Origin of the sequence: Polynucleobacter sp. HIN7 (assembly GCF_030297595.1) — a bacterium.
GTDB lineage: Bacteria > Pseudomonadota > Gammaproteobacteria > Burkholderiales > Burkholderiaceae > Polynucleobacter.
Window position 1 is genome coordinate 1,201,179 of the sequence record NZ_AP028138.1, and the last position, 23,383, is coordinate 1,224,561.

Annotated in this window: 19 protein-coding genes and 2 tRNA genes; 10 read left to right on the forward strand and 11 right to left on the reverse strand. The window is 49.1% G+C overall.

The window, feature by feature from the left end; translation table 11 throughout:
• Positions 1-4: 4 nt before the first annotated feature.
• Entirely contained in the window at positions 5-871 is an 867-nt protein-coding gene (gene nadC / locus QUE64_RS06315) for a carboxylating nicotinate-nucleotide diphosphorylase (RefSeq protein ID WP_286225005.1), read from the forward strand.
• Here nadC and nadB read toward each other — a convergent pair.
• From nadB to acs, 9 genes are all read right to left on the reverse strand, one after another.
• Entirely contained in the window at positions 864-2,483 is a 1,620-nt protein-coding gene (nadB, locus tag QUE64_RS06320; RefSeq protein ID WP_286225006.1) for an L-aspartate oxidase, read from the reverse strand. The two genes, nadC and nadB, sit on opposite strands and share 8 nt — an antisense overlap.
• Positions 2,480-5,377, reverse strand: coding sequence for a formate dehydrogenase subunit alpha (fdhF, locus tag QUE64_RS06325; protein WP_286225007.1), 2,898 nt, complete (start codon positions 5,375-5,377; stop codon positions 2,480-2,482). Before fdhF ends, nadB begins: the two co-directional genes overlap by 4 nt.
• A gap of 24 nt (positions 5,378-5,401) precedes the next feature.
• Positions 5,402-7,204 (reverse strand): NAD(P)H-dependent oxidoreductase subunit E, encoded by a 1,803-nt coding sequence (locus QUE64_RS06330; RefSeq protein ID WP_286225008.1) that lies wholly within the window; start codon positions 7,202-7,204, stop codon positions 5,402-5,404.
• Positions 7,205-7,375: 171 nt separating this feature from the next.
• On the reverse strand, positions 7,376-7,582 hold the full coding sequence (locus tag QUE64_RS06335) for a hypothetical protein (protein ID WP_286223238.1): 207 nt from the start codon (positions 7,580-7,582) through the stop codon (positions 7,376-7,378).
• Between the two features lie 16 nt (positions 7,583-7,598).
• A complete protein-coding gene (locus QUE64_RS06340; protein WP_286225010.1) occupies positions 7,599-8,297 on the reverse strand; it encodes a sulfite exporter TauE/SafE family protein in 699 nt (232 codons plus the stop codon).
• A gap of 72 nt (positions 8,298-8,369) precedes the next feature.
• Complete coding sequence (locus QUE64_RS06345; RefSeq protein WP_286225011.1) at positions 8,370-10,775, reverse strand: DUF748 domain-containing protein; 2,406 nt, start codon at positions 10,773-10,775, stop codon at positions 8,370-8,372.
• Between the two features lie 10 nt (positions 10,776-10,785).
• Complete coding sequence (locus tag QUE64_RS06350) at positions 10,786-11,268, reverse strand: hypothetical protein (protein WP_286223241.1); 483 nt, start codon at positions 11,266-11,268, stop codon at positions 10,786-10,788.
• 81 nt (positions 11,269-11,349) lie between these two features.
• Positions 11,350-11,440: transfer RNA gene (locus QUE64_RS06355), tRNA-Ser, on the reverse strand.
• A 59-nt stretch (positions 11,441-11,499) separates the two neighbouring features.
• Positions 11,500-13,473 carry an acetate--CoA ligase gene (gene acs / locus QUE64_RS06360; RefSeq protein ID WP_286225012.1) on the reverse strand — a complete coding sequence of 658 codons (1,974 nt, stop codon included), beginning with the start codon at positions 13,471-13,473 and terminating at the stop codon, positions 11,500-11,502.
• 149 nt (positions 13,474-13,622) lie between these two features.
• Between acs and QUE64_RS06365 the strand changes: the two genes are divergently transcribed.
• The 5 genes from QUE64_RS06365 to QUE64_RS06385 are packed head-to-tail and all read left to right on the forward strand — an operon-like array spanning position 13,623 to position 17,797.
• Positions 13,623-15,146 (forward strand): fumarate hydratase, encoded by a 1,524-nt coding sequence (locus QUE64_RS06365; protein WP_286225013.1) that lies wholly within the window; start codon positions 13,623-13,625, stop codon positions 15,144-15,146.
• A 21-nt stretch (positions 15,147-15,167) separates the two neighbouring features.
• Positions 15,168-15,965 (forward strand): glutamate racemase, encoded by a 798-nt coding sequence (gene murI, locus QUE64_RS06370; RefSeq protein WP_286225014.1) that lies wholly within the window; start codon positions 15,168-15,170, stop codon positions 15,963-15,965.
• A 2-nt stretch (positions 15,966-15,967) separates the two neighbouring features.
• Positions 15,968-16,684 carry an energy transducer TonB gene (locus tag QUE64_RS06375; protein ID WP_286225015.1) on the forward strand — a complete coding sequence of 239 codons (717 nt, stop codon included), beginning with the start codon at positions 15,968-15,970 and terminating at the stop codon, positions 16,682-16,684.
• 1 nt (position 16,685) lies between these two features.
• Positions 16,686-17,378: a MotA/TolQ/ExbB proton channel family protein gene (locus QUE64_RS06380; RefSeq protein ID WP_286225016.1), complete on the forward strand. Its 693-nt coding sequence runs from the start codon at positions 16,686-16,688 to the stop codon at positions 17,376-17,378.
• 2 nt (positions 17,379-17,380) lie between these two features.
• Positions 17,381-17,797, forward strand: coding sequence for an ExbD/TolR family protein (locus QUE64_RS06385; RefSeq protein ID WP_108508781.1), 417 nt, complete (start codon positions 17,381-17,383; stop codon positions 17,795-17,797).
• Here the strand turns inward: QUE64_RS06385 and QUE64_RS06390 are convergent.
• The gene (locus QUE64_RS06390) at positions 17,794-18,390 is read right to left on the reverse strand and encodes a phospholipase D family nuclease (RefSeq protein WP_286225017.1); all 597 of its coding nucleotides are present in this window, start codon (positions 18,388-18,390) and stop codon (positions 17,794-17,796) included. The genes QUE64_RS06385 and QUE64_RS06390 overlap by 4 nt on opposite strands.
• A gap of 88 nt (positions 18,391-18,478) precedes the next feature.
• On the opposite strand from QUE64_RS06390, the gene QUE64_RS06395 reads away from it, so the two are divergent.
• Positions 18,479-19,237 carry a formylglycine-generating enzyme family protein gene (locus QUE64_RS06395; protein WP_286225018.1) on the forward strand — a complete coding sequence of 253 codons (759 nt, stop codon included), beginning with the start codon at positions 18,479-18,481 and terminating at the stop codon, positions 19,235-19,237.
• Position 19,238: 1 nt separating this feature from the next.
• Here the strand turns inward: QUE64_RS06395 and QUE64_RS06400 are convergent.
• Positions 19,239-19,328, reverse strand: a tRNA-Leu gene (locus QUE64_RS06400).
• A 234-nt stretch (positions 19,329-19,562) separates the two neighbouring features.
• On the opposite strand from QUE64_RS06400, the gene QUE64_RS06405 reads away from it, so the two are divergent.
• The 3 genes from QUE64_RS06405 to QUE64_RS06415 all read left to right on the forward strand — a co-directional run bounded on the left by QUE64_RS06405 (position 19,563) and on the right by QUE64_RS06415 (position 23,328).
• Positions 19,563-20,708: a TRAP transporter substrate-binding protein gene (locus tag QUE64_RS06405; RefSeq protein WP_286225019.1), complete on the forward strand. Its 1,146-nt coding sequence runs from the start codon at positions 19,563-19,565 to the stop codon at positions 20,706-20,708.
• 110 nt (positions 20,709-20,818) lie between these two features.
• Positions 20,819-21,394 carry a TRAP transporter small permease subunit gene (locus tag QUE64_RS06410; protein ID WP_286225020.1) on the forward strand — a complete coding sequence of 192 codons (576 nt, stop codon included), beginning with the start codon at positions 20,819-20,821 and terminating at the stop codon, positions 21,392-21,394.
• 5 nt (positions 21,395-21,399) lie between these two features.
• Positions 21,400-23,328, forward strand: coding sequence for a TRAP transporter large permease (locus QUE64_RS06415; RefSeq protein WP_286225021.1), 1,929 nt, complete (start codon positions 21,400-21,402; stop codon positions 23,326-23,328).
• Positions 23,329-23,383 lie beyond the last annotated feature (55 nt).

Below are 23,383 nucleotides of genomic sequence, written 5' to 3' on the forward strand. Positions count from 1 at the left end.
TTCCATGTTTTCTGATAACGAATCCTTAGATCAGGCGATTGCTCGCAATGTGCGCGATGCTCTATATGAAGATCTGGGTCGCGGCGATTGGACCGCCAATCTGGTGCCCGCTGATCAAACTACCCATGCCAGATTAATTGTGCGTGAGCCGGCCGTACTGTGTGGAACTGCATGGTTTGATGCGGTGATTCATGCTCTGGATGCGCAGGCACGAATTCATTGGCTCTTCTCCGAGGGTGATTGGATGGCGCCCAATGATCTGGTCTGTGAAATTTCATCAAACGCTCGCTCCCTACTTAGCGCTGAACGCCCCGCCATGAACTTTTTGCAGACCCTTTCTGCAACCGCAACCACCACCCGCCGCTACGTTGAGGCGATTGCAGATGCTAGCCCTAATCCCAAGGGTTGCGCCATTTTGGATACCCGCAAAACGATCCCAGGGCTGCGGCAAGCCCAAAAATATGCGGTTCGAATCGGTCATGGTCAGAACCAACGAATGGCCTTGTGGGATGGCATCTTAATTAAGGAGAATCACATCGCTGCGGCAGGTAGTATTGTGGCGGTATTGGCTGCTGCCAATCAACTCAACGCAGGGGTGGATGTACAAATTGAAGTGGAAAGTCTGGTAGAACTCCAAGAGGCGATCGATCACGGCGCTAAGAGTATTTTGCTCGATAACTTTACTCTCGATCAAATGCGCGAGGCCGTAAAGCTCACTGGCGGCCGAGCTCTCTTAGAGGCATCTGGTGGCGTTACCCAAGATCAACTCCGTACTATTGCAGCAACGGGTGTCGACCGAATCTCAATTGGCAAATTGACTAAAGATATTCAGGCAATCGATTACTCGATGCGCATCGATCGTATTACGTAGAGCGCTGAGTTTGAATCGGGGTCAGAATGGTTGGATATGAAACCGGCCAGGTTTTTGGATAGTCACGACTAAAGTGCAAGCCTCGACTCTCCTTACGCAATAAGGCCGAGCGGACCACTAGTTCCGCGCACTCAAGTAAGTTGCGTAACTCAATTAAATCTCGGCTTACTCTGAAATTGGCATAGTAGTCTTGGACCTCAGTACGCAAGAGCTCAATGCGGTGCAAGGCGCGCTCGAGTCTACGTGTGGTTCGCACAATGCCCACGTAGTTCCACATCAAGGAGCGTAACTCATCCCAGTTATGCGCAATGACGACTTGCTCATCAGCGTCTTCAACCTTACTTTCATCCCATAGCCGCACTGGAGCTTGTTCAATATCGCCCTGCTCTAGGATATCGGCTGCAGCAGCCTTACCAATCACCACACATTCCAACAATGAGTTAGAGGCCAAGCGATTAGCGCCATGCAATCCAGTGTAGGTTGCCTCACCTACCGCATATAGGCCGCTTAAATCAGTGCGACCCTTAAGGTCAGTGACAACCCCTCCACAGGTGTAATGTGCAGCGGGTACTACGGGAATTGGTTGTTTGGTGATGTCGATACCCAAAGCGAGGCAGCGTGAGTAAATCATGGGGAAGTGTTCCCGAATGAATGATTCACCAAGATGCGTTGCATCGAGATGCACATAATCCAAGCCATGTTTTTTCATCTCGAAGTCGATGGCTCGTGCCACGATATCGCGGGGAGCGAGCTCATTGCGATCATCATGCTCCGGCATAAATCGATGACCATTGGGCAACTTCAAGATTCCACCCTCACCACGCATCGCCTCGGTAATCAGGAAGGTGCGATCGCTTGGATGATACAAACAGGTTGGATGAAATTGCACGAACTCCATGTTGCCGATCCGACAGCCTGCGCGCCATGCCATCGCAATTCCATCACCAGTGGCGGTATCGGGATTACTGGTATAACGATAGACCTTTCCCAGGCCGCCCGTTGCCAGCACCACAGCTTTGGCTAGGATCGTTTCTACCCGACCCTTCTCAATATCTAGTGCGTACGCCCCATAGCAACGATTCGATTTGTACTTTGCGGGCACTTGTAAATGCTTATTGGTGATGAGATCGAGTGCAATCCAGTTTTCAAGAATCCGGATATTGGGATGTGCTTTGGCCTTATCCAGCAATACCTCATGAATTGCCTTACCAGTTGCATCCGCAGCATGGGCGATGCGTCGATGACTATGCCCACCCTCACGGGTTAAATGCAATCCTTCGGGACCAGATTGATCAGGAGTAAATGGGACACCTTGCTCAACCAACCAATGAATTGCTTGCGCACTCTGCTCGGCAACGTAACGCGCCACCGACTCAACAACGAGTCCTGCTCCGGCATTGACTGTATCGACCACATGCGATTCAATGCTGTCCTCTTGATCGAGAACCCCAACAATCCCGCCTTGCGCCCAAGCAGTTGCTGCTTCGCTCAGACGGCGCTTGGCCATCAAGATCACCGGTTGACGGTCTGCGAGGTGAAGGGCAACAGTAAGGCCGGCTAAGCCGGCCCCAATGATTAATACAGGATGATGATGGTCATGCGCTACGCTCATTGAATGAGCATAGCATCGTTTACCGTTCGGTCATAACCAATGTGCTGTGCTGGCTTGCCGCCTTTATGAACTGCCACAGCGCAATACTTAAACTCTGGAATCTTGCCAAAAGGATCAAGCGCAGGGTTGGTCATGAGATTGGCTGCCGCCTCGTAGTAAGCAAACGGCATAAATACAGCCCCACTTGGCGTGCCATCATCCCGCCGAACATGAATCCCAACCTCACCCCTGCGGGACTTCACAGTAATCACATCCCCTGGGTTTAAACCCAACTTTGCCATGTCTTCACCACACATCGAGGCGGTCGCCATGGGCTCGATCGCATCCAGAACCCCTGCGCGTCGGGTCATGCTACCAGTATGCCAATGCTCGAGCTGGCGCCCTGTGATTAATACAAAAGGATATTCTGTATCAGGTCGCTCATTGGCCGGAATAATATCGGCCGGCACCAGTTTTACTTTGCCATCAGCGGTTGGGAAGCTCTCGTCAAACACGATGGGCTGACCCGGATCGTCCTCGCTTAAGCATGGATAAGTGACACATGACTCACGCTGCAAGCGATCCCAGGTAATGCCATTGATCACTGCATGCATGGCGCGACGCATCTCGTCATAGACCTCAGCAACACCGCACTCCTCGCCTTGGTAACCCCACTGCAAGCCAATGCGCTTAGCAAGCTCCTGAATAATCCACAAATCAGGCTTTGCATCACCAGGTGGATTGAGAGCGCGCTTACCCAGCTGCACCATACGGTCAGTATTGGTCACGGTGCCGGTTTTCTCAGGCCATGCGCTTGCTGGCAGGATCACATCCGCCAACCATGCGGTCTCGGTCATAAAGATATCTTGCACGACAAGGTGATCAAGCGATGCCAAAGCATGGCGCGCATGGTTTAGATCGGGGTCACTCATGGCAGGGTTCTCGCCCATGATGTACATCCCCCGAATCTTGTCAGGATCCGAATCTGGTGCTGTGATCTTATGCATGATCTCAACTACGGTATATCCAGGCTTTTTATCTAAGGGGGTGTTCCAAAACTTCTCGAACCACTCATGTGCCTCCGCGTTATCAACGCGCTGATAGTTCGGGAACATCATGGGGATCAATCCCGCGTCACTGGCACCTTGGACATTGTTCTGACCACGCAGTGGATGCAAACCGGAGCCAGGCTTACCAATTTGACCGGTAATACTGACCAATGCAATTAAGCAACGGGCATTATCGGTGCCATGCACGTGTTGGCTCACACCCATGCCCCATAAAATCATCGAGGCTTTAGATTTAGCAAACTCGCGCGCTACCTCACGCAGGGTTGCGGCAGGCACGCCACAAATGGGTGCCATTGCCTCAGGGCTGTAACCCTTGACATTCTCTTTAAGGGCTTCAAAGTTTGAAGCGCGCTGAGAAATAAAGTTTTGATCGCACAAGCCCTCTTCAATCACCGTATAGATCATGGCATTGAGCATGGCAACATCGGTATCTGGCTTAAATTGCAAGGTGCGCCAAGCGTGCTTACCAATATCGGTCACGCGTGGATCGGCCAACACAATCTTGGTGCCATTCTTAGCAGCGTTTTTCATCCAAGTCGCGGCCACGGGATGATTGGCGGTTGGGTTAGAACCAATCACCAGAATTAAACCGGAGTGCTCGATATCATTGACCTGGTTGCTCACTGCTCCAGAACCAACACCTTCGAGCAAGGCGGCAACACTCGATGCATGGCATAAGCGGGTGCAATGATCAACGTTATTGCTACCAAAGCCAGTCCGCACCAGCTTCTGAAATAAGTAGGCCTCTTCGTTGCTACCTTTGGCCGAACCGAATCCTGCCAAAGTCTTCTTGCCATGTTGATCACGTAAGGCCTTTAATTTACCGGCTGCAAGATCCAAGGCCTCTTCCCAAGTAGCTTCACGGAAGACTTCGCTCCAATCCTCAGGATTTTTACCTGCAGACTCAATCGAATGCTCGTCCTTTGCTACACCAGGTTTACGAATCAACGGCTTGGTTAAGCGTTGAGGGTTATGCACATAATCAAAGCCAAATCGGCCCTTCACGCACAGACGACTGTGATTTGCAGGGCCATCACGACCATCCACGCTCACAATTTTTTCGTCTTTCACGTTGTAGGTAATTTGACAACCCACCCCGCAGAATGGACATACTGAATCCACCTTACGATCAACAGCTTGAGAACCAATGTGGGTTTTGGGCATCAGAGCACCGGTTGGACAGGCTTGTACGCATTCGCCACAAGCGACGCAAGTGCTAGTACCCATCGGATCGTTCAAATCAAATACGATTTCGCTATGTGCGCCACGCATCGCGTAGCCAATCACATCATTGACCTGCTCTTCACGGCAAGCGCGTACACAACGGTTGCACTGAATACACGCATCCAAATTAACAGCCATCGCAGGGTGCGACAAATCAGCCGGTGGTTGGTGACGGCGCAAGGCCTTGAGTTCAGGACGAACCGCTACATCAAGACGGCTGGCCCATTCACTAAGTTCCCCATGTTGCTGACGCTCACGTTCAGCATCGCTATCACCGACCCATTTATAGCCTTCATCGGGCATGTCAGAGAGAAGCATCTCAAGCACTAATTTTTGGCTCTTTAGGGCACGCTCACTATTGGCTTTGACTTCCATGCCAGCAGTAGCGGCTCGGCAGCAACTGGGTGCCAAGGTGCGCTCGCCATTGATCTCGACCACGCATGCGCGGCAATTACCGTCGGGACGATAGCCGTCCTTAAAGCACAAATGGGGGATATCAATTCCATGACGTTTGGCTGCTTTTAAGATGGTCTCACCATCATAGGCAACGATTGTCTTGCCATCGAGTTTGAACTCAACGGTTTGCAATGCAAGTTCTTGCGGATTGACTGGTGCGTTCACGCCTTAAGCTCCCTATCTAAGCGGTTATGCAATTTCGTGGGGGAAATATTTATGGATGCAACGGATGGGGTTTGGTGCTGCTTGCCCAAGACCACAGATAGAGGCATCCACCATCACCGTGGACAGATCCTCCAAAGTAGCCTGATCCCATGTACGTGCTTGCATCAATTGCGCAGCTTTACTAGTTCCAACCCGGCATGGGGTGCACTGACCACAACTCTCGTGCTCAAAAAAGCGCATCACGTTTAGTGCTGCATCGCGCGCCTTATCTTGATGGCTAAAGACCATTACGGCTGCAGAACCGATAAAACATCCATAAGGCTGCAAAGTATCAAAATCTAATGGAATGGTATTCATGGTCGCTGGCAAGATACCGCCTGAAGCACCTCCCGGCAAATAGCCATAGAAGGTGTGACCTTCTTGCATACCACCGCAATACTCATCAATCAGCTCCTGAATGGTGATACCAGCTGGTGCAAGTTTGACACCTGGATATTTCACTCGACCACTCACACTAAAGCTTCGCAAGCCTTTGCGATCATGACGGCCAAAGGAACTAAACCATTGTGGTCCACGCGCAATAATGTCGCGTACCCAATACAAGGTCTCAAAATTATGCTCAAGCGTGGGTCGACCAAATAAACCAACTTGTGCAATGTAAGGAGGACGCATTCTAGGCTCGCCCCGCTTACCCTCAATACTCTCGATCATGGCGGACTCTTCGCCGCAGATGTAGGCACCCGCTCCTCGGCGCAACTCAATCAGCGGCAACTTGAACGATGCATGCGCTTGAAGTTTTTTAATCTCAGCATCAAGCAACTCGCGGCAACCGTGATACTCGTCACGCAAGTAGATGTAACAAGCATCAATTCCAACTACGCGCGCAGCAATCAACATTCCCTCAAGGAAGCGATGAGGGTCGCGCTCCAAATAAGTACGGTCTTTAAACGTTCCAGGCTCACCCTCGTCAATATTGACCGCCATGAGCTTAGGTGCCGGTTGATCCTTCACAATCCGCCATTTGCGCCCAGCCGGGAATCCAGCACCACCAAGACCGCGCAAACCAGAATCTTCCATCGCCTTAATAATAGACTCAACCTCGCGCTTACCGCTATCAAACTCGTTGACTAAAGCGTAGCCACCTTTTGCACAATAGGCCTCGTAACCCACATACGCAGGAGATACCTCATTGGCTTTTTGCTCAGGACTCACGGCGTGCTGCGCAAAGTCTGCGGGCTCAAATTGAGCATCATCCTTTGCCTTGGGATGTGTCAGTTGACGATTTTTAACGGCCTTCGATACTTTTTCTGCGTCAGCAAACAACACAGGGTATTGATGCACCACCGCCACTGGTGCTTGCTCACACCGACCTACGCACGGAGCTGCAATCACCTTGGTCTTGGCATTCCCCAGAATCGCTGGCAAGCGTTCCAACAATTGTTTAGCCCCAGCTAGCTCGCATGACAATCCATCGCACACCCGCACCGTAATATCAGCAACCGGATCATTGCCGCGCACGACTTCGAAGTGATGATAGAACGTGGCAACTTCATAAACCTCGGCCATCGGCAAGTTCATTAGCTTGGCCAGTGCCGCTAAGTGCCGATCATGCAAAGCGCGGTAGGCGTCATTAATGAGATGCAAGTTCTCAATTAGTAGGTCACGTCGATATGGGCCATCACCGATCAGTTTTTTAACTTCGGCTAAGGATGCATCATCCGCCTGTCGCCCTTTTAATTTACTTTTTTGCCGAATTCGCTCACGAAGGTCATCTGCACTTGCAATGGCAACCGCCTTGATTTCGCTAGAGGGCTTAGGGTGATTCATGCTGTTTTAGTCTCTCTAAATAGTTATTTAAAAGATCGTGCTACATGACCTTTTAATGATTGAAATCAATGTAATTGATCTACCCATCTAAGTAATTGATATGGCTCAAGATCTCCCGAATCAGGGTTAACCCTGAAGTTTGGCAGGGAGTCCAGCTTCTACCTGTTTAGATTAATTGGAACTAGGCAAAAAGGTATTGCTGTAGTCCATTTCCCTTTCCCGGACACGGGCTTTAAAACAGGCTTCAAAATCGGGCGTTCCTACCCGTAAGCCCACTGCCGTGCAATCGGCTTGCGCGGCGGACTGTACCGTACCACAGGCTGATAAGCCTAAGCTACTGGCAATCACTAATCCAGCAATCAATATTTTCATTGTCATGCGTCGAGTCTATCACCTAAAACAGTTGCTTTATTAAGAGGACCGATCCCGCAAATACCAAAATGCTGCCATAGGCCAATTGCATATGATGAATACTCAAGCGCCGATGGGTTTTTGAGCCAACCCAAAGACCAATCACCATACAGGGCACCAGAAATAATGCCAGACCTAAAACCTCCCAGTTCAATATCAGGCCTGTAACCAACATAAAGATCAGACGTAAGAACACAAAAATCAGAATGGCAAAGGCCATGGTTGCGCGGAGTGTATTGGGTTGGTTAAAACGCATCGCTAAATACGATGCATAGATGGGTCCGCCTGTAGCAAACAATGCTGTAAAAATCCCTCCGGCAATACCAAAGGGCATCGACCAATACTGCGAGATGGTATGCATGGGTGCCGATTTTTTCTTGGTTAACACTCGCAAGCCATTGAATGCGGCAAAGGCGCCCAAGGTGATCAGCAAAGGCTCCGGCGGAGCCTTCAAGAGCAAGGTGATACCAATCACCATACCGATAAAACTAAATGGCAGTAACCAGGCGAGTTCTTTCTTGTCGGCTGCATCAAAGGACTTTGTGCCCAAATAGAATGCCGCACACAGATCGAGTATCACCATAATCGGCACGACGACCTGCAAGGGGAAGAATAATACGAGCACCGGCACCGAAATAATCGATGACCCAAAACCGGTCACTCCAAAAATGAAGTACGCCACCAACACGATTGTGCAAGCGGCAATAAATGAGGCGGGGCTAATTAACTCAAAAATAAATGTACTTTGTTAGTGTTATTTTTTACTACCCAAGGAAATACCCAAAGGAATACCCTCTTGATCAGCACTGACCGCCTTAGATGCTCCTATGGTAATTCGTTCGGCTAAATTGGGTTGCTGTGCAACCATTAACTCTTTAGCGCGATTGGCTCGTGCGCTTGCCAATTGCAATAGCTCGGCCTCGCTCACCGCATAACTTTCGATTAGCTCATTACGCAGTTGCTGATAGCGCGCCTCATTGTCAGGCAGTGAAATCAAACGCTGGACTAATTTAATTCGGCCGACTTGTTGCCCATACGCGGATTTGACTCCAGATTGAACCCGAGGGTCCGAAAGACTGGGGATAGGGAGAGGTTCCTGAGGGCTCAATTTAAATCCGGCAGCGTTCAAAATAGCGCGATCAGCACGCGCCCTAGCTAAGGCTGCCTTATCGGCATTGGGATCATAGGCGCCAACAAACTCGATCGTGGCATGGGGACGTTTTACTAAGACCCCTGCTAATTTATCGAGTTTCTCTTGATCAACTGGTAAATAAGAGCTCTCGCCCAATACTGCATGAATCGGCGTATCGCTTTGAAGCCCCAATAAGGATGCCAATGCCCGAAACGGTGCGGTAACAATATTGGTGAGGACGGTACGAATCGCTTGCCAAACGAGACCCGTTGCGGAGAACTCGGGAGAATCAACATTCCCTTTGATCCCCAGTGAAATATCAATCACATTGTCAGAGTCCTCTAGTAAGGCAATCGCTAGTCGCAGGGGTAAGCGCCGCCCCTGAAAATTAGGCACTTCTTCCCCGAGCTCAATATCTTTGATGACGAAACGATTTTGGCCAACTAGCTCAGCATCCTTAGCCCTATAGTTCAACATCAGGTCCAAGCGCCCATCTTGAATCGCATACCCGGCGTATTTCATGAAATAGGCATTCGTAGCCTTCAGTGGAACATTCTTAAATTCGAATGACACATCATGGTTGCGGCGCGGGTCTTCAAAAGCAGCCTGACCTTTGGCTCGAAAACTGCCATGATCTGCAATCAATCCATCAAGAGCAATCGCTGCATAGCGGCCAGGAACATTACTCACGCCGAGCAAGGAACCATTGAGTTTACGAATATCGGTTTGCAACTGTGGCACTACACCCAAATCGGCATAGTGCGCAATGCCATTTCGTAATTTGATGGCTTTAATGTCGAGCTCAAAATTTGACGGCTTTACTTCTGCTGCACTTTTCGGTGACTCTGAGGCTGGAGCTGGGCTTGGAGCAGGTTTAGAAAACATTCGACGAATGTTCGAAAACCCTTGCTCATCAAGTTCGTACTTAAAGTCAGGTTGATCAAACAACACCTCATCAATCGTGAGTGATGTTTTACCACTCGCTAATTTACGAAGATCAATTTGCTTGAGATCGGCTTGGCGCCATTTCATGAAGGGCTGCCGCGGCTTACCTTCGGTGATTTCAATATTCTTAAGGCTTAACTCACCCACGGTTGACCATAGCCCTTGGCGAGTTTGATACTCCAATTTGCCAGCCATGACACCCGAGTTGGTCTGCAAAGGATTGTTGGCTGGCAACAAAGTAACGATTGGGGCCACAGACAGGTTATCGATGGCCACATCAATCTTAATTAAATTTTGTTTAGGCTCTAGATGAAAAAGGAAATCCAATACGCCAGCATCGAGTTTGAGGTTTAACTTCGCCGTAAGTTGCTCAGGCTCTGGACTACTAACTCCTCCCGAGGCTTGAACGTTGTTAAATAGCACCATCTTATTGAGTGATGGAATGAGCACGTCAACCTTGCCCAGATTAAGCTCATACAAACCCTCCACACCAGGCTCATCAGACGCTGGTCGATAATTACTGAGTTGTTTGAGATTGAGAGAAAACGGCCCTAGATCATCAGTAAACTTGGTTTGCCCATCGCGAAACTGAAGACGCGCCCCTTGAATTCCGAATTGATCAACGGATACTTTGATTGTTTTTGATTTGGTGGGTGTCGATGGAGGTTTTTGGGCATTGATCGTCTCAATCAATTGCATCCAGTTCCACTTCGCTCCATCGCCATCTGGGCGCTCAAGCAAGATCGATGGATTCGTGAGTTGTAGATCACGAATCCCCAACTCTCCGGTCATTAATTTGCTCCAGTGCAGACGAATCAGACCGGCATCTAATGCGAATAATTGTTTGCCCTGAATTTGTTGAAGGCGCAGACCCTCCACCCGAGCAGTTAATTGAAAGGGTTTGACGCTAATGGATTGAATCTGAACCGAATAACCTAGTTGCTGGCTATATTCCTCAATTTGCTTTTTGATCCAAGTGGGCGCACAGGCGCTACCAATGATCCAAAAAGCACTGGCCAAAATTGCCAGTACCGCACTGAAGATTAGAGAAATACGAAAAGGTCGAACACTGGACAATCGCATCAATTTGCAATTAGCCCCAAAAAATCTTTTTCATCTCCGGCGACCCGATGACCGATTGCAAGCTCATAAATGTGAGGTAAGGCAACACAATTAACCAATAGATCAAACTTAGTGCCAGTATATGGATGGGGTCACCGTTTCCGAAATTAGCTAAAGAGCTAATAAAGCCACGATGATGAAACCAACCCTCTATCCCGGATTCGAGAGCGCTCAACAAAACTACGACACCTACATAGACAATCGAGCGAGGCAGGATCTGCCCAATGAGCGGTTTATCACGCTTACTCTCGATCGGATATAACATCTGGCCCATCAACATGAACTTGGCACACAACAATGCTTTCACTAAAGCCAAGCCAATATGGATATAGGGAAAGCCTTGCAAACGCTCCACCGAGAAACTCAGAAATGCAAGCGCGCAGAACCAGATTGAAAAATAGATGAACAAGATCAGCATTTTTTTGATCTCTTCACCAAGCCGGTTTTTGTTCACATGAGGCTGCATACAGATAATTTAACTGAATGACCTGAAAGCTAAAGAGTGGATCGCAATTTAAAGCGATTCATTGCCATTTGGCGGAGAGGGCGGGATTCGAACCCGCGGTAGGCTATTAACCTACACACGCTTTCCAGGCGTGCGACTTAAACCGCTCATCCACCTCTCCGAAACCGTTCATTATACGGTTCGAAGAGTGGCAGATGATTTCTGTTGCTTTTGTGACGCTTACAGCGACTTCTTTAATTGCTCCAAGATCGCTGGATTTTCAAGCGTGGAGGTATCCTGTGTGATGTCCTCGCCCTTGGCAATCACACGCAAGAGTCTGCGCATAATCTTTCCAGAACGGGTCTTTGGCAAGTTATCACCAAAACGCACATCCTTTGGCTTTGCAATCGGACCAATCTCTTTACCTACCCAATTGCGTAACTCGGTGGCAATCTTCTTGGCCTCCTCCCCTTCGGGTCGCTTACCCTTGAGAACCACGAAAGCGCAAATCGCTTCACCGGTCATGTCATCAGGGCGCCCTACAACAGCAGCCTCAGCGACTAGGGGATTGGCAACGAGGGTTGATTCAATTTCCATCGTGCCCATACGATGCCCTGAAACGTTCAGAACGTCATCGATACGGCCAGTAATCGTGAAATAGCCTGTATCTTTATTTCGAATCGCACCATCACCCGCCAAATAAAGTTTGCGACCAAACTCGTCTGGGAAATACGCTTTGACAAAGCGGTCGGGGTCACCCCAAATCGTACGGATCATCGATGGCCATGGACGCTTCACTACCAAGATGCCGCCCTGCCCATTGGGCATATCGTTACCCGTTTCGTCCACAATGGCAGCCATAATGCCAGGCAATGGCAAGGTGCAAGAGCCAGGAACCATCGGGGTTGCACCGGGCAATGGGCTAATCATGTGACCACCGGTCTCGGTTTGCCAGAAGGTATCGGCAATCGGACAACGCGAGCCGCCAATGTTCTCGTAGTACCACATCCATGCCTCTGGATTAATCGGCTCGCCCACTGATCCCAAAAGACGCAATGAGCTGAGATCATAATTTTTAGGATGCACACTTGGATCCGTATTTGATGCTTTGATCAAAGAACGAATCGCAGTGGGTGCTGTATAGAAAATTGTGGCCTTGTGTTTTTGGATCATCTCCCAAAAACGGCCAGCATTTGGGAATGTAGGCACACCCTCAAACACAATTTGCGTTCCACCGACTGCTAATGGGCCATACGCAATATAAGAGTGGCCAGTGACCCAACCAATATCGGCCGTGCACCAAAAGATATCGCTTGGCTTGATATCAAAGGTCCACTTCATCGTGAGAATGGCCCACAGTAGATAGCCACCGGTAGAATGTTGCACGCCTTTTGGCTTGCCGGTTGAGCCCGAGGTATACAAAATAAATAAGGGATGCTCAGCGCTCACCCATTCTGGATCACAGGTTTTTGCTTCATTAGCGGTCACCTCGTGCATCCACGAATCAAGGCCGGCCTTAAACGGAATGTTGCCGCCCGTACGCTTGTAGACGATCACGTTTTTAATGTTCTCGCAACCACCGAGTGATAGCGCTTCATCCACAATCGTTTTTAGAGGCAAGGCTTTACCGCCACGCATTTGCTCATCGGCAGTAATCACTGCCACCGCTCCCGCATCAATGATGCGCTCTTGCAGCGATTTGGCAGAGAAGCCTCCGAATACCACCGAGTGTGTGGCACCAATACGAGCGCATGCTTGCATGGCAATCACGCCCTCGACTGACATCGGCATATAAATGATGACGCGATCACCCTTTTTAATACCGCGTTTACGCAAAGCATTTGCCAATTGACAAACACGATCATGCAGCTCTTGATAGGTGACATTGGTTACTTTGCCATCATCCGACTCAAAAATGATGGCAGTTTTGTTCGCATTGCCATTTTGCAAATTACGATCAAGGCAGTTGTATGAGGCATTGGTGGTGCCATCTTCAAACCATTTATAAAAAGGCGCCTTAGAGTCATCGAGCACTGTCGTGAACACTTGCTTCCAATAGAGATTTTCTTTAGCCAAGCGCCCCCAAAATCCCTCGTAATCTTTCTCAGCTTCTGCGCATAACTTTTTGTAAGCGTCCATTCCTGAAATGGCGGCGTTTTTTACAAAATCAGCGGGTGGATTAAAAATCCGGTTTTCTTGCATTAATGGTTCCATACGAATAACACCCTCTCTAAAAACTTATAGTGACAACACAACAAACAATCGGTCTATCGTTTCACATGACGATAAGTGAATTAAGTCCTGATTTGCCCTATGGCAAACCCTTAAAATGCTCATTTCATTCCACTTTTTGAAATATTCCTATGCCTACGATACGCCAAGACGACCTGATTCAAAGCATTGCGGACGCTTTCCAGTTTATTTCCTACTACCATCCTCGGGATTTCATTCAAGCCATGGGGCGTGCCTACGAGCTTGAACAAGGCCCAGCAGCAAAAGATGCGATTGCTCAAATTTTGACCAATAGCAAAATGTGTGCCGAGGGTAAGCGACCAATTTGTCAGGACACCGGGATTGCAGTGGTCTTCCTGAAGGTGGGTATGAACATCAACTGGAGCGGCGCCACCATGAGTGTTGCTGACATGGTCAATGAAGGTGTGCGGCGCGCTTACATGAATCCTGATAATCCATTGCGTGGCTCGGTGCTCTTAGACCCCGCCGGTAAGCGCAAAAACTCGGGTGATAACACGCCTGCGGTGATTCATTATGAGATCGTGCCAGGCGATGATCTTGAGGTAATCTGCGCAGCCAAAGGGGGAGGTTCCGAGAACAAGGCGAAGATGGTGATGCTCAATCCATCTGATTCCATTGTGGATTGGGTTATAAAAACAGTTCCCACGATGGGTGCTGGCTGGTGCCCTCCCGGCATTCTCGGAATCGGAATTGGTGGCACGCCTGAGAAAGCAGCGTTGCTTGCTAAAGAATCCTTGATGGCGCCCATTGATATTCAAGAACTCATTGCGCGCGGACCCCAAAATCGCATTGATGAGTTACGTCTTGAGATCTATGAAAAGGTCAATCAATTAGGGATCGGCGCTCAAGGTCTTGGTGGACTCGCAACCGTTCTTGATGTGAAGATCATGGACTACCCAACACACGCCGCCTCTTTACCAGTGGCAATGATTCCGAACTGTGCGGCGACACGGCATGTTCATTTTCATCTTGACGGTAACGGCCCAGCTCATTTTGATATCCCATCTCTAAGCGACTGGCCTGCCGTTGCTTGGCAACCTGATACTAAGCAATCTAAGCGCATCGATGTCAATGCATTAACACCCGAGGAGGTGGCCAGCTGGAAACCGGGTCAGACGCTATTGCTGAATGGCAAGATTCTCACCGGCCGTGATGCGGCCCACAAACGCATTGCTGATATGTTGGCTAAAGGCGAGTCTTTACCTGTTAGCTTTAAAAATCGCGTGATCTATTATGTTGGGCCCGTTGACCCCGTGCGTGGCGAAGCGGTCGGTCCAGCAGGCCCAACTACCGCCACTCGAATGGATAAATTTACCGAGACAATGTTGGGGCAAACCGGTTTGATCGCCATGATTGGTAAAGCCGAACGCGGCCCTGTAGCGATCGAGTCCATCAAGAAGCATCGCTCTGCATATTTGATGGCAGTAGGTGGCGCTGCCTATTTAGTATCTAAAGCGATTGCCCATGCGAAGGTGGTTGCATTTCAAGATTTAGGGATGGAAGCCATCTACGAATTCGATGTGGTCGATATGCCAGTGACTGTAGCGGTTGACTCTCAAGGGATCTCCATGCATGAAACGGGTCCTAAAGAATGGCAAATGAAAATTGGCAAGATTCCAGTGAGCGTCGCTTAATAGACTGACTGGTAAGCAACCTTGGCAACGATCGGTGTATTTGATTCTGGGGTTGGCGGTTTATCCATTTTGGATGAGGCGCTCAAACAACTACCCCGGCATCATTACATTTACTTAGCCGATTCTGCCAACGCACCCTACGGAGAAAAATCTGCGTCTTGGATTGCCAAGCGCAGTTTGCAGATGTGTCGCTACCTGGTTGATCAAGGTTGCGATGCCATTGTGGTGGCATGCAATACCGCAACCGCAGAAGCGATTGCGCAAATCCGCTCTGAGCTTCAAATACCCATCATTGGTGTCGAGCCCGGTATTAAACCGGCAGCGATGCAATCCCAAAATGGCGTTGTGGGCGTCCTCGCAACCGAGGCAACCCTTAATAGCGATAAGTTCAATGCGCTCTTAGCCACATTACCCAGGCACTGTCGCTTTATTAAGCAAGCGGGCGCCGGCCTGGTGCCGCTCATCGAGGATGGTCAAATTGAATCTCCAGCCATGCATGCTCTGTTGCAAACGCATCTCAAAGGGATTGTTGAGGCGCAAGCAGATACCTTGGTTTTGGGTTGTACGCATTACCCTTTTCTGAAAAACCAGATTAAGGAACTCATTGGTACATCCATTACCATCGTCGATACCAGTGATGCGGTGGTTCGTCAATTAAGTCGGCAGCTTCTGCAGCACAGACTAGCTGAAGAATCAGGGGTCGCGTCATTAAAGTTGCTGAGCACTGCAAATGCGGATACATTACTCGCAATGGCAGAGCGTTTATTGCAAACTCCCCTGTCACCCCGTAGCGTCGACCAACAATCATTGATGATTTGAGCATGGCCTCTGCAAGTTCCGCACATTGGCACCTTCCCTTCTCACGGGATGAGCGCATCATCATTGCTCTGGTGATTCTGGCGCACTTGTCATTAATCATTCCCTTTCAGTTTGGTTTAAGTCCTAAGCCGCCGGATTATCAAAATGACGAGCGCGTCATGGCAAATCTTCTGGCTCCAGAGGCGCCGCAAGCGCCCGCTAAGACAGCCGCACCCCCAGCCCCTAAGGTTCCAGTTGAGGCACCCAAACCAACCCCAAAGCCACAACCCAAAAAACTAGAGAAAACCGAATCTCCTGCGCCAAGCTCAGCGCCCGCCCCAAAAACAGCGGCCGCAGCAGAGACCCCGCCCACCAAAGCTAGCGATAGCTCCCAAACAGCCAATGTTGCACCCCCCACTTCAGGCGGTGGTGTCAGCGGCACCCCCATCCAAACCGATATTGGTAAATTGGTGGTGGTCTATCAGCCCGACGCTGATCCGTATTACCCTTCATTCTCAAAACGGGCGGGCGAGCAAGGTGAGGTGGTGGTTAGGCTCATCATTAGCGAGTCCGGTGAAGTGGAAGAAGCGCGATTACTGCAGTCTAGCTCCTATCCCAGGCTTGATCGAGCCGCGATGGAAATTGGGAAGCGCTATCGATTTAAACCGTACACCATTAACGGCAGTCCCACTAAAATCTCAACCAATCTATTAATTAAATTCAACCTAAAGAGCCCCTAATATGAACAACGCGTTTGGCCTTCACCATCTTTGGACCCAAGGTGACTTCGTCACGCACTTTGTGGCTCTTCTACTTTTATTTATGTCAATCGTGACCTGGGTCATTTTGATCAGTCGCCTGTGGGGATTACGTAATATCAAACGTCTCAAGGGTGAATTAGATTCCTTTTGGCGAGCCCGCTCCTTTGATGAGGGACTTAATAGCCTGAGTAATCATGCGATCAATCCTTTCTTTATGGTTGCAAAGACTGGCAACGAAGCTTCGGCGCATCATCAGAACCAAAGTACTAGTCATCGTGAACTATTCCAAACCCTCAATTATTCCGAGTGGATGGCGCGCAGTTTAAAAAATGGGGTTGATACCTCAACGGCACAGTTGCAAAAAGGATTAACTTTTTTAGCGTCCACTGGGGCAACCGCACCATTTATCGGCTTGTTTGGCACCGTCTGGGGAATCTATCATGCCCTGATTGCGATTAGCAGCTCTGGGAGCGCGCAGATCGATCAAGTCGCCGGTCCAATCGGTGAGGCACTCATCATGACCGCTTTTGGTCTCGCCGTTGCAATTCCAGCAGTGCTTGGCTACAACACCATTAATCGCACTAATCGCTTAGTAGTTGCCGACCTCAATCGCTTTGCCAACGATCTCCTGGCTTACTTTGTCACTGGTGCACGCGTTGCCCAGAAAGATTAATCATGTCCTTTAGTAATCCCTCAAACGATCAGCAAGAAGATGGCATGATGGCCGAGATCAACATGACACCCATGGTAGATGTCATGTTGGTATTACTCATTATTTTTATGATCACCCTACCGGTCGTTCAACAAGCGGTGAAGGTAGAACTTCCCAAAGCCAATAGCGTGCGCAATGAAGTAAAGCCTGAGTCGGTTCAGTTGACGATTGATGGCAAAGGCCAAATCTTTTGGAATAGCACACCCATCGACTTAGCAACCTTTACCGCGTATGCGGATAAAGCCGCTAAGAAAGACCCGCAACCCGAGATCAACTTACGGGCTGATAAATCGGTACGCTACGATGCGGTTGCTCAGGTGCTTGCCGCATCGCGTCGAGCGGGCTTAACAAAATTAGGGTTTGTGACCGAGCCTGATTAATTGGGTTTGACTGTCTTACGCTCAGGCGGCGTGGTAATCGGGTAACTGCGCTCCCAATGCGAAACAAAGTTTTTGTAATACTGCTGCGCTAAAGGAGTCGAGCGCAAAATAATCATGTTCTCGGCATTACTTTTCTCGGCACTGTTGGTGAAGTTATAACTCCCAGTCACGACAATCTCGCCGTCAATAATCATCACCTTATGATGAAAAATGCGATGGGCTTTGTTGCCCCGAACTGAGACGCCTCCCTTAAGCAATACCGGGATCACATCAAAGTTATTTGCTGCAGTTGGCCCATCCTGAATTACCTGCACTTCCACACCGCGTTTGGCTGCTCTCGCAAGCGCGTCTGCAATCTCCAAATAGGTAAAGCTATAGGTCATCACCTGAATAGTTTTCTTGGCGCCATCCAAATAACGAATTAATCCCCGTGCCGCTCCCGTCGGCGGAGTAAAAAAGACTGCCAATACCTCTGCAGTCATGGGTGCATCCGCTTTTGCAGTCTCTCGCGTATTTTTAGTCGGCTCCGGATTCGCCCAAACGGTTTGAACTAGAAAGAGCGCACTGAGAAGAAAGAGAATGGGTTTTTTCATGGGCTTGGTTGCTCAAAAATTCCGTGTGCAAAAGATTTGGAATTCAGCAAAAATGCTTGTACATCAAGATTGAGATTAACAAACTTTTATGAATATTCTCACAATTAGCAAAATTTGCATATTGTCATTACTGACACTGAGCTTCCATACATTCGCACAGTCCGCAAAATCAACCATTCCGAGTCTTGAGGTCCACGGCATTCTTTGGGATCAGCATGAAACGACGATTGGCGAGGTCAAACGCTATGCCGCTGCAACCGGATTTCAAAGCGCGGCTGAGAAAGCTGGTGGTGGCACTTCCTATGAATTGGGCTTTGTGAAAAAACCTGGCTGGACCTGGCGAACTCCCTACGGGGTATCAGCTGGTGACAATGAACCGGCCGTCCACCTCAATGCTTTTGAGGCCCAAGCAATCTGCGAATTCTTTGGCAAACGCTTACCGACTGATAAAGAATGGACTGAGGCAGCCTTTTTGGAGCAACGTAAAGCCCCGCCGGCCGGTTTTCAGCGGGGCCAGCGCTACCCCTACCCAAATGGCAGCACCCCGAAGGGCTCCCATTGCTTAAGTTCAGCCTGTGGGAACTACAAAGGCTTGGCTCCAGCAGGAAGTTTGCTCCGTGGCGATGGCCATGTTGCAGCCGGGACGACTCAGCCAGGGGTGAATGGCCTATCGGATATGGGGGGCAATGTATGGGAATGGACGTCAACTAAAGTTAACAGTGAGCGCATTACCCGCGGGGCCTCGTGGTGGTATGGACCAGAACAGCAAATGGAGGGGAATGTGGCAACCAAGCCTGAGAACACCGTGGTGGTCTACATCGGATTTCGCTGCGTCCGAAATCCGTAATTGGTGCCCGAGGCCGGAATCGAACCGGCACGCCCTTTTTATGAGCGGCAGATTTTAAATCTGCTGTGTCTACCGATTTCACCACTCGGGCAAACGCAATCCAACATTGTAATAAATAGTTTACGCATGGTGATGCGTCGCAACAATGAATCGCAGACTGAATCGTATCACGAGCAGAGAATTGACCCTTACCGCACAGCCTTTAAAAATAACCATGAAGCCATGCAAACAAAGGGTTTACCCCATATATGATTCTTTCCAATAATCCTACAATTTCCTTCTGCTTTACACGCAGTATTTAATTGATATTAACCAGGAGATATGAATGTCCGAAACCAAAAAACAAGCACCGCGCCGTAAATTTTTGAAAGGTGCAGCAGTCGGTAGCGCTGGAGCAGCCGCTCTTAGCTTCCCAATGATTTCTAAAGGTCAAGCAGCGCCACAAAGTTTGCGCTTCCAATCCACTTGGCCCGCAAAGGATATCTTCCACGAGTACGCACTCGACTTCGCGAAAAAAGTGAATGACATGACTGGTGGTGAACTGAAGATTGAAGTTCTGCCTGCTGGTGCAGTGGTTCCTGCTTTTGGTTTGTTAGATGCGGTGTCAAAGGGCACCTTAGATGGTGGCCATGGCGTGGTGGTTTATCACTACGGTAAGAACTCAGCCCTAGCACTCTGGGGATCAGGTCCTTCTTTTGGTATGGACGCAAACATGCTGCTCTCTTGGCACAAATACGGCGGCGGCCAACAGTTGCTCGAGGAGCTTTATAAAACCGTTGGCGCCAACGTGAAGTCCTATGTCTATGGCCCAATGCCTACTCAGCCACTCGGCTGGTTCAAAAAGCCTGTGACCAAAATTGAGGACATGAAAGGCCTCAAGTACCGTACCGTTGGTATTTCGATTGACATGTTCACCGCGATGGGTGTTTCAGTGAACGCACTGCCAGGCGGTGAGATCGTTCCTGCGATGGATCGCGGCCTTTTGGATGCAGCTGAATTTAATAATGCTTCCTCAGATCGTCAATTGGGCTTCCCAGACGTATCGAAGGTTTGCATGTTGCAGAGCTACCACCAAAATGCTGAGCAGTTCGAGATCCTCTTTAACGGCACCAAGTACAACGCAATGCCCGCAAAACTTCGTAACATCCTTGACTACGCTGTGGAGGCCTCCTCTGCTGATATGTCATGGAAGGCTGTTGATCGCTACTCTTCTGCTTACGAAGACATGCAAACCAAGCAAGGCGTTAAGTTCTTCAAAACTCCTGACTCGGTATTGCGCGCCCAGCTCAAAGTATTTGATGATGTGGTTGCCAAGAAGTCTGCTGAAAACCCAATCTTCAAGAAGATTGTTGACTCACAGAAGGCATTTGCTAAACGTGCTGTGAAGTGGGATTTGGACACCAACGTTCAGCGCCGTATGGCTTATGACTATTATTTTGGTCAGCCAGCAGCTCCAGCCAAGAAATCCTAATCAAGGCTGAATAAAGCCGGTTTTCTTGTTAGAATACCGGTTGCTGTAATTCAATGGGATGGTTAGTTACTAACCATCCCATTTCTTATATTAGTTTCAAGGATACCGTTATGCAAAACCTATTCCTGACGGTCGACAAAATATCTACTTTTGTTGGTCATTGCTTCTCCTGGTTGGTGATCGGCTTGACCGGACTAATCGGATATGAAGTCTTTTCACGATACGTCTTAAATAGCCCCCATGCATGGGCATTTGATGCACAAATGATGCTGTATGGCACGATGTTTATGATGGCTGGTGCGTACACTCTTGCCAAGAATGGACATGTGCGCGGTGATATTTTGTACGGCTTTTTAAAGCCTCGTACCCAAGCAATCTTTGATTTGATTTTGTATGTAGTATTTTTCATCCCAGGGATTATTGCGTTAGCGTATGCGGGCTACATTTTTGCCGCTGACTCCTGGAGAATTTTGGAGCATTCATCGATTACTGCGGATGGCCCTCCTATCTATCCCTTCAAAACAATTATTCCGCTTGCGGGCGTATTTCTTTTGCTCCAAGGCATCGTTGAAATCATGCGCTGCGTGGTATGCATCCGCGAGGGTGAATGGCCCTCACGAGAACAGGATGTTGAGGAAGTTGACGTTGATGCCCTCAAAGCCATGGTTGGCAAAGACAAGGAATAAATACTATGCGTAAAGAACTATTATTCGGTTTCTCCATCATGACCCTGGTGGTGGTGGCCACCTTAATTCTCATGCCATGGGGCAATATTGAGAGCGGTCACATCGGCCTACTGATGCTAGCTCTAGTGGTGGTTGCCATTATGTTGGGCTTTCCCACCGCTTTTACCCTCATGGGCATGGGCATGATTTTTACTTTTTTTGCCTATAGTTTTCAAAATCCTGAGTTAGCTCTTCAGAACACCTTAATGCTCATGGTTCAGCGTGCGTATGGGGTGATGACCAATGACGTGCTCATTTCAATCCCCCTGTTTGTATTCATGGGGTATTTGGTCGAACGTGCGAACTTAATTGAAAAATTATTCCGCTCATTGCACCTCGCCTTGGTTCGCGTACCAGGCTCTTTAGCAGTCGCAACCATTTTCACTTGCGCGATTTTTGCGACCGCGACTGGTATTGTGGGTGCTGTGGTCACACTGATGGGCCTGCTGGCTCTGCCCCAAATGTTAAAGGCCGGTTACGATCCCCGTGTCTCTGCTGGCTGCATTACGGCGGGCGGATGTTTAGGAATTTTAATCCCCCCCTCTGTCATGTTGATCGTCTATGGCGCAACTGCTGGAGTATCTGTCGTGCAGCTGTATGCAGGTGCTTTCTTTCCAGGAATCATGTTAGCCACCTTATACATTGGCTATGTGATTATTCTGGCAAAACTCAAGCCCAAATTGATGCCGCCATTGGCTGAAGAGGATCGAAAAGTTCCATTACCAATGAGCTACACCGAGCTCGGTGAAAAATTAAGCCAAAAAGTAATTCCGGCGCTTTTAATGGCCCTGAAAGGCAAACGTAATCTCAACGTCAGTGGCACAGAGATTGCTAAATCTCTCATCGTGACGCTATTGCCCTTAATCGTATTTATTGGTTTTACGGGGTCGATGTATCAAATCGCAACCAAACCTGCTGAAGTAATCGAGATGGATCTCATGCCGATGGGATTTGCGGGAAGCGGTTCAGATTATTCAGGCGAATCAAGCTCAACAGGTCTTAGCGAGCCTCCCGGGGCTGAAAAAGAGTCTTCAAGCACAGGTCTTTCGCTCCCACCAGGCGCCGAGGATGAAAAACCTGCGGCTGCACAAGTAAGCGCTAGCGAAGAGCCTGCAAAAGCTGCTGAGCCGCCCAAGCCGGTTGATGCCCCTTTATGGTTCTGGATCATGACTGGCATCCTTGGTGCGATTCTGTTGATCTACTACGCCCTACTCACCTGGGTTCGTCTTGAGATTTTCAAGATGCTATTGGGATCGTTCTTCCCGCTGGCAGTACTCATTCTGTTTGTGCTGGGTTCAATTGTTTTTGGACTGGCAACTCCTACGGAGGCGGCGGCTGTCGGAGCGATTGGCGGCTTTATCTTAGCTGCCGCATATAAGCAGTTGAATATCACGGTTGTAAAAGAGTCCGTGTTTCTGACTGCGAAGACGGCAGCAATGGTGTGCTGGTTGTTTGTGGGATCCTCAATTTTCTCGGCAGCCTTTGCTTTGCTTGGTGGCCAAGATTTAGTGGAAAAATGGGTTCTCTCGCTTGGCTTAAGCCCCATCGAATTTTTGATCCTCTCGCAGATCATTATTTTCTTATTGGGTTGGCCACTGGAATGGACCGAGATCATCGTGATCTTCATGCCGATCTTTGTACCATTGCTCGATAATTTTGGTATCAATCCATTGTTTTTTGGTTTATTGGTTGCTCTGAACTTGCAAACCGCTTTCCTCTCACCCCCGGTTGCGATGTCAGCGTTCTACCTCAAAGGCGTTGCACCTCCGCACGTCACCTTAAATCAAATCTTCATGGGCATGTTGCCATTCATGGGCATCCAAGTAATTGCTATTGTCTTGCTCTACACATTCCCACAGATTGGTTTGTGGTTACCAGGGGTTCTGTACAAGTAATAGTCTGAGATCTCAACCCCGCTTCGGCGGGGTTTTTTATGCCAGCATGAGTCCT

What these genes read in the sequence shown, in the direction of transcription:
- nadC (WP_286225005.1), top strand. Translation starts at nt 5, where the DNA reads ATGTTTTCTGATAACGAATCCTTAGATCAGGCGATTGCTCGCAATGTG.
- nadB (WP_286225006.1), bottom strand. Translation starts at nt 2,483, where the DNA reads ATGAGCGTAGCGCATGACCATCATCATCCTGTATTAATCATTGGGGCC.
- QUE64_RS06330 (WP_286225008.1), bottom strand. Translation starts at nt 7,204, where the DNA reads ATGAATCACCCTAAGCCCTCTAGCGAAATCAAGGCGGTTGCCATTGCA.
- QUE64_RS06335 (WP_286223238.1), bottom strand. Translation starts at nt 7,582, where the DNA reads ATGACAATGAAAATATTGATTGCTGGATTAGTGATTGCCAGTAGCTTA.
- QUE64_RS06345 (WP_286225011.1), bottom strand. Translation starts at nt 10,775, where the DNA reads ATGCGATTGTCCAGTGTTCGACCTTTTCGTATTTCTCTAATCTTCAGT.
- acs (WP_286225012.1), bottom strand. Translation starts at nt 13,473, where the DNA reads ATGGAACCATTAATGCAAGAAAACCGGATTTTTAATCCACCCGCTGAT.
- QUE64_RS06365 (WP_286225013.1), top strand. Translation starts at nt 13,623, where the DNA reads ATGCCTACGATACGCCAAGACGACCTGATTCAAAGCATTGCGGACGCT.
- QUE64_RS06375 (WP_286225015.1), top strand. Translation starts at nt 15,968, where the DNA reads ATGGCCTCTGCAAGTTCCGCACATTGGCACCTTCCCTTCTCACGGGAT.
- QUE64_RS06380 (WP_286225016.1), top strand. Translation starts at nt 16,686, where the DNA reads ATGAACAACGCGTTTGGCCTTCACCATCTTTGGACCCAAGGTGACTTC.
- QUE64_RS06385 (WP_108508781.1), top strand. Translation starts at nt 17,381, where the DNA reads ATGTCCTTTAGTAATCCCTCAAACGATCAGCAAGAAGATGGCATGATG.
- QUE64_RS06390 (WP_286225017.1), bottom strand. Translation starts at nt 18,390, where the DNA reads ATGAAAAAACCCATTCTCTTTCTTCTCAGTGCGCTCTTTCTAGTTCAA.
- QUE64_RS06395 (WP_286225018.1), top strand. Translation starts at nt 18,479, where the DNA reads ATGAATATTCTCACAATTAGCAAAATTTGCATATTGTCATTACTGACA.
- QUE64_RS06405 (WP_286225019.1), top strand. Translation starts at nt 19,563, where the DNA reads ATGTCCGAAACCAAAAAACAAGCACCGCGCCGTAAATTTTTGAAAGGT.
- QUE64_RS06410 (WP_286225020.1), top strand. Translation starts at nt 20,819, where the DNA reads ATGCAAAACCTATTCCTGACGGTCGACAAAATATCTACTTTTGTTGGT.
- QUE64_RS06415 (WP_286225021.1), top strand. Translation starts at nt 21,400, where the DNA reads ATGCGTAAAGAACTATTATTCGGTTTCTCCATCATGACCCTGGTGGTG.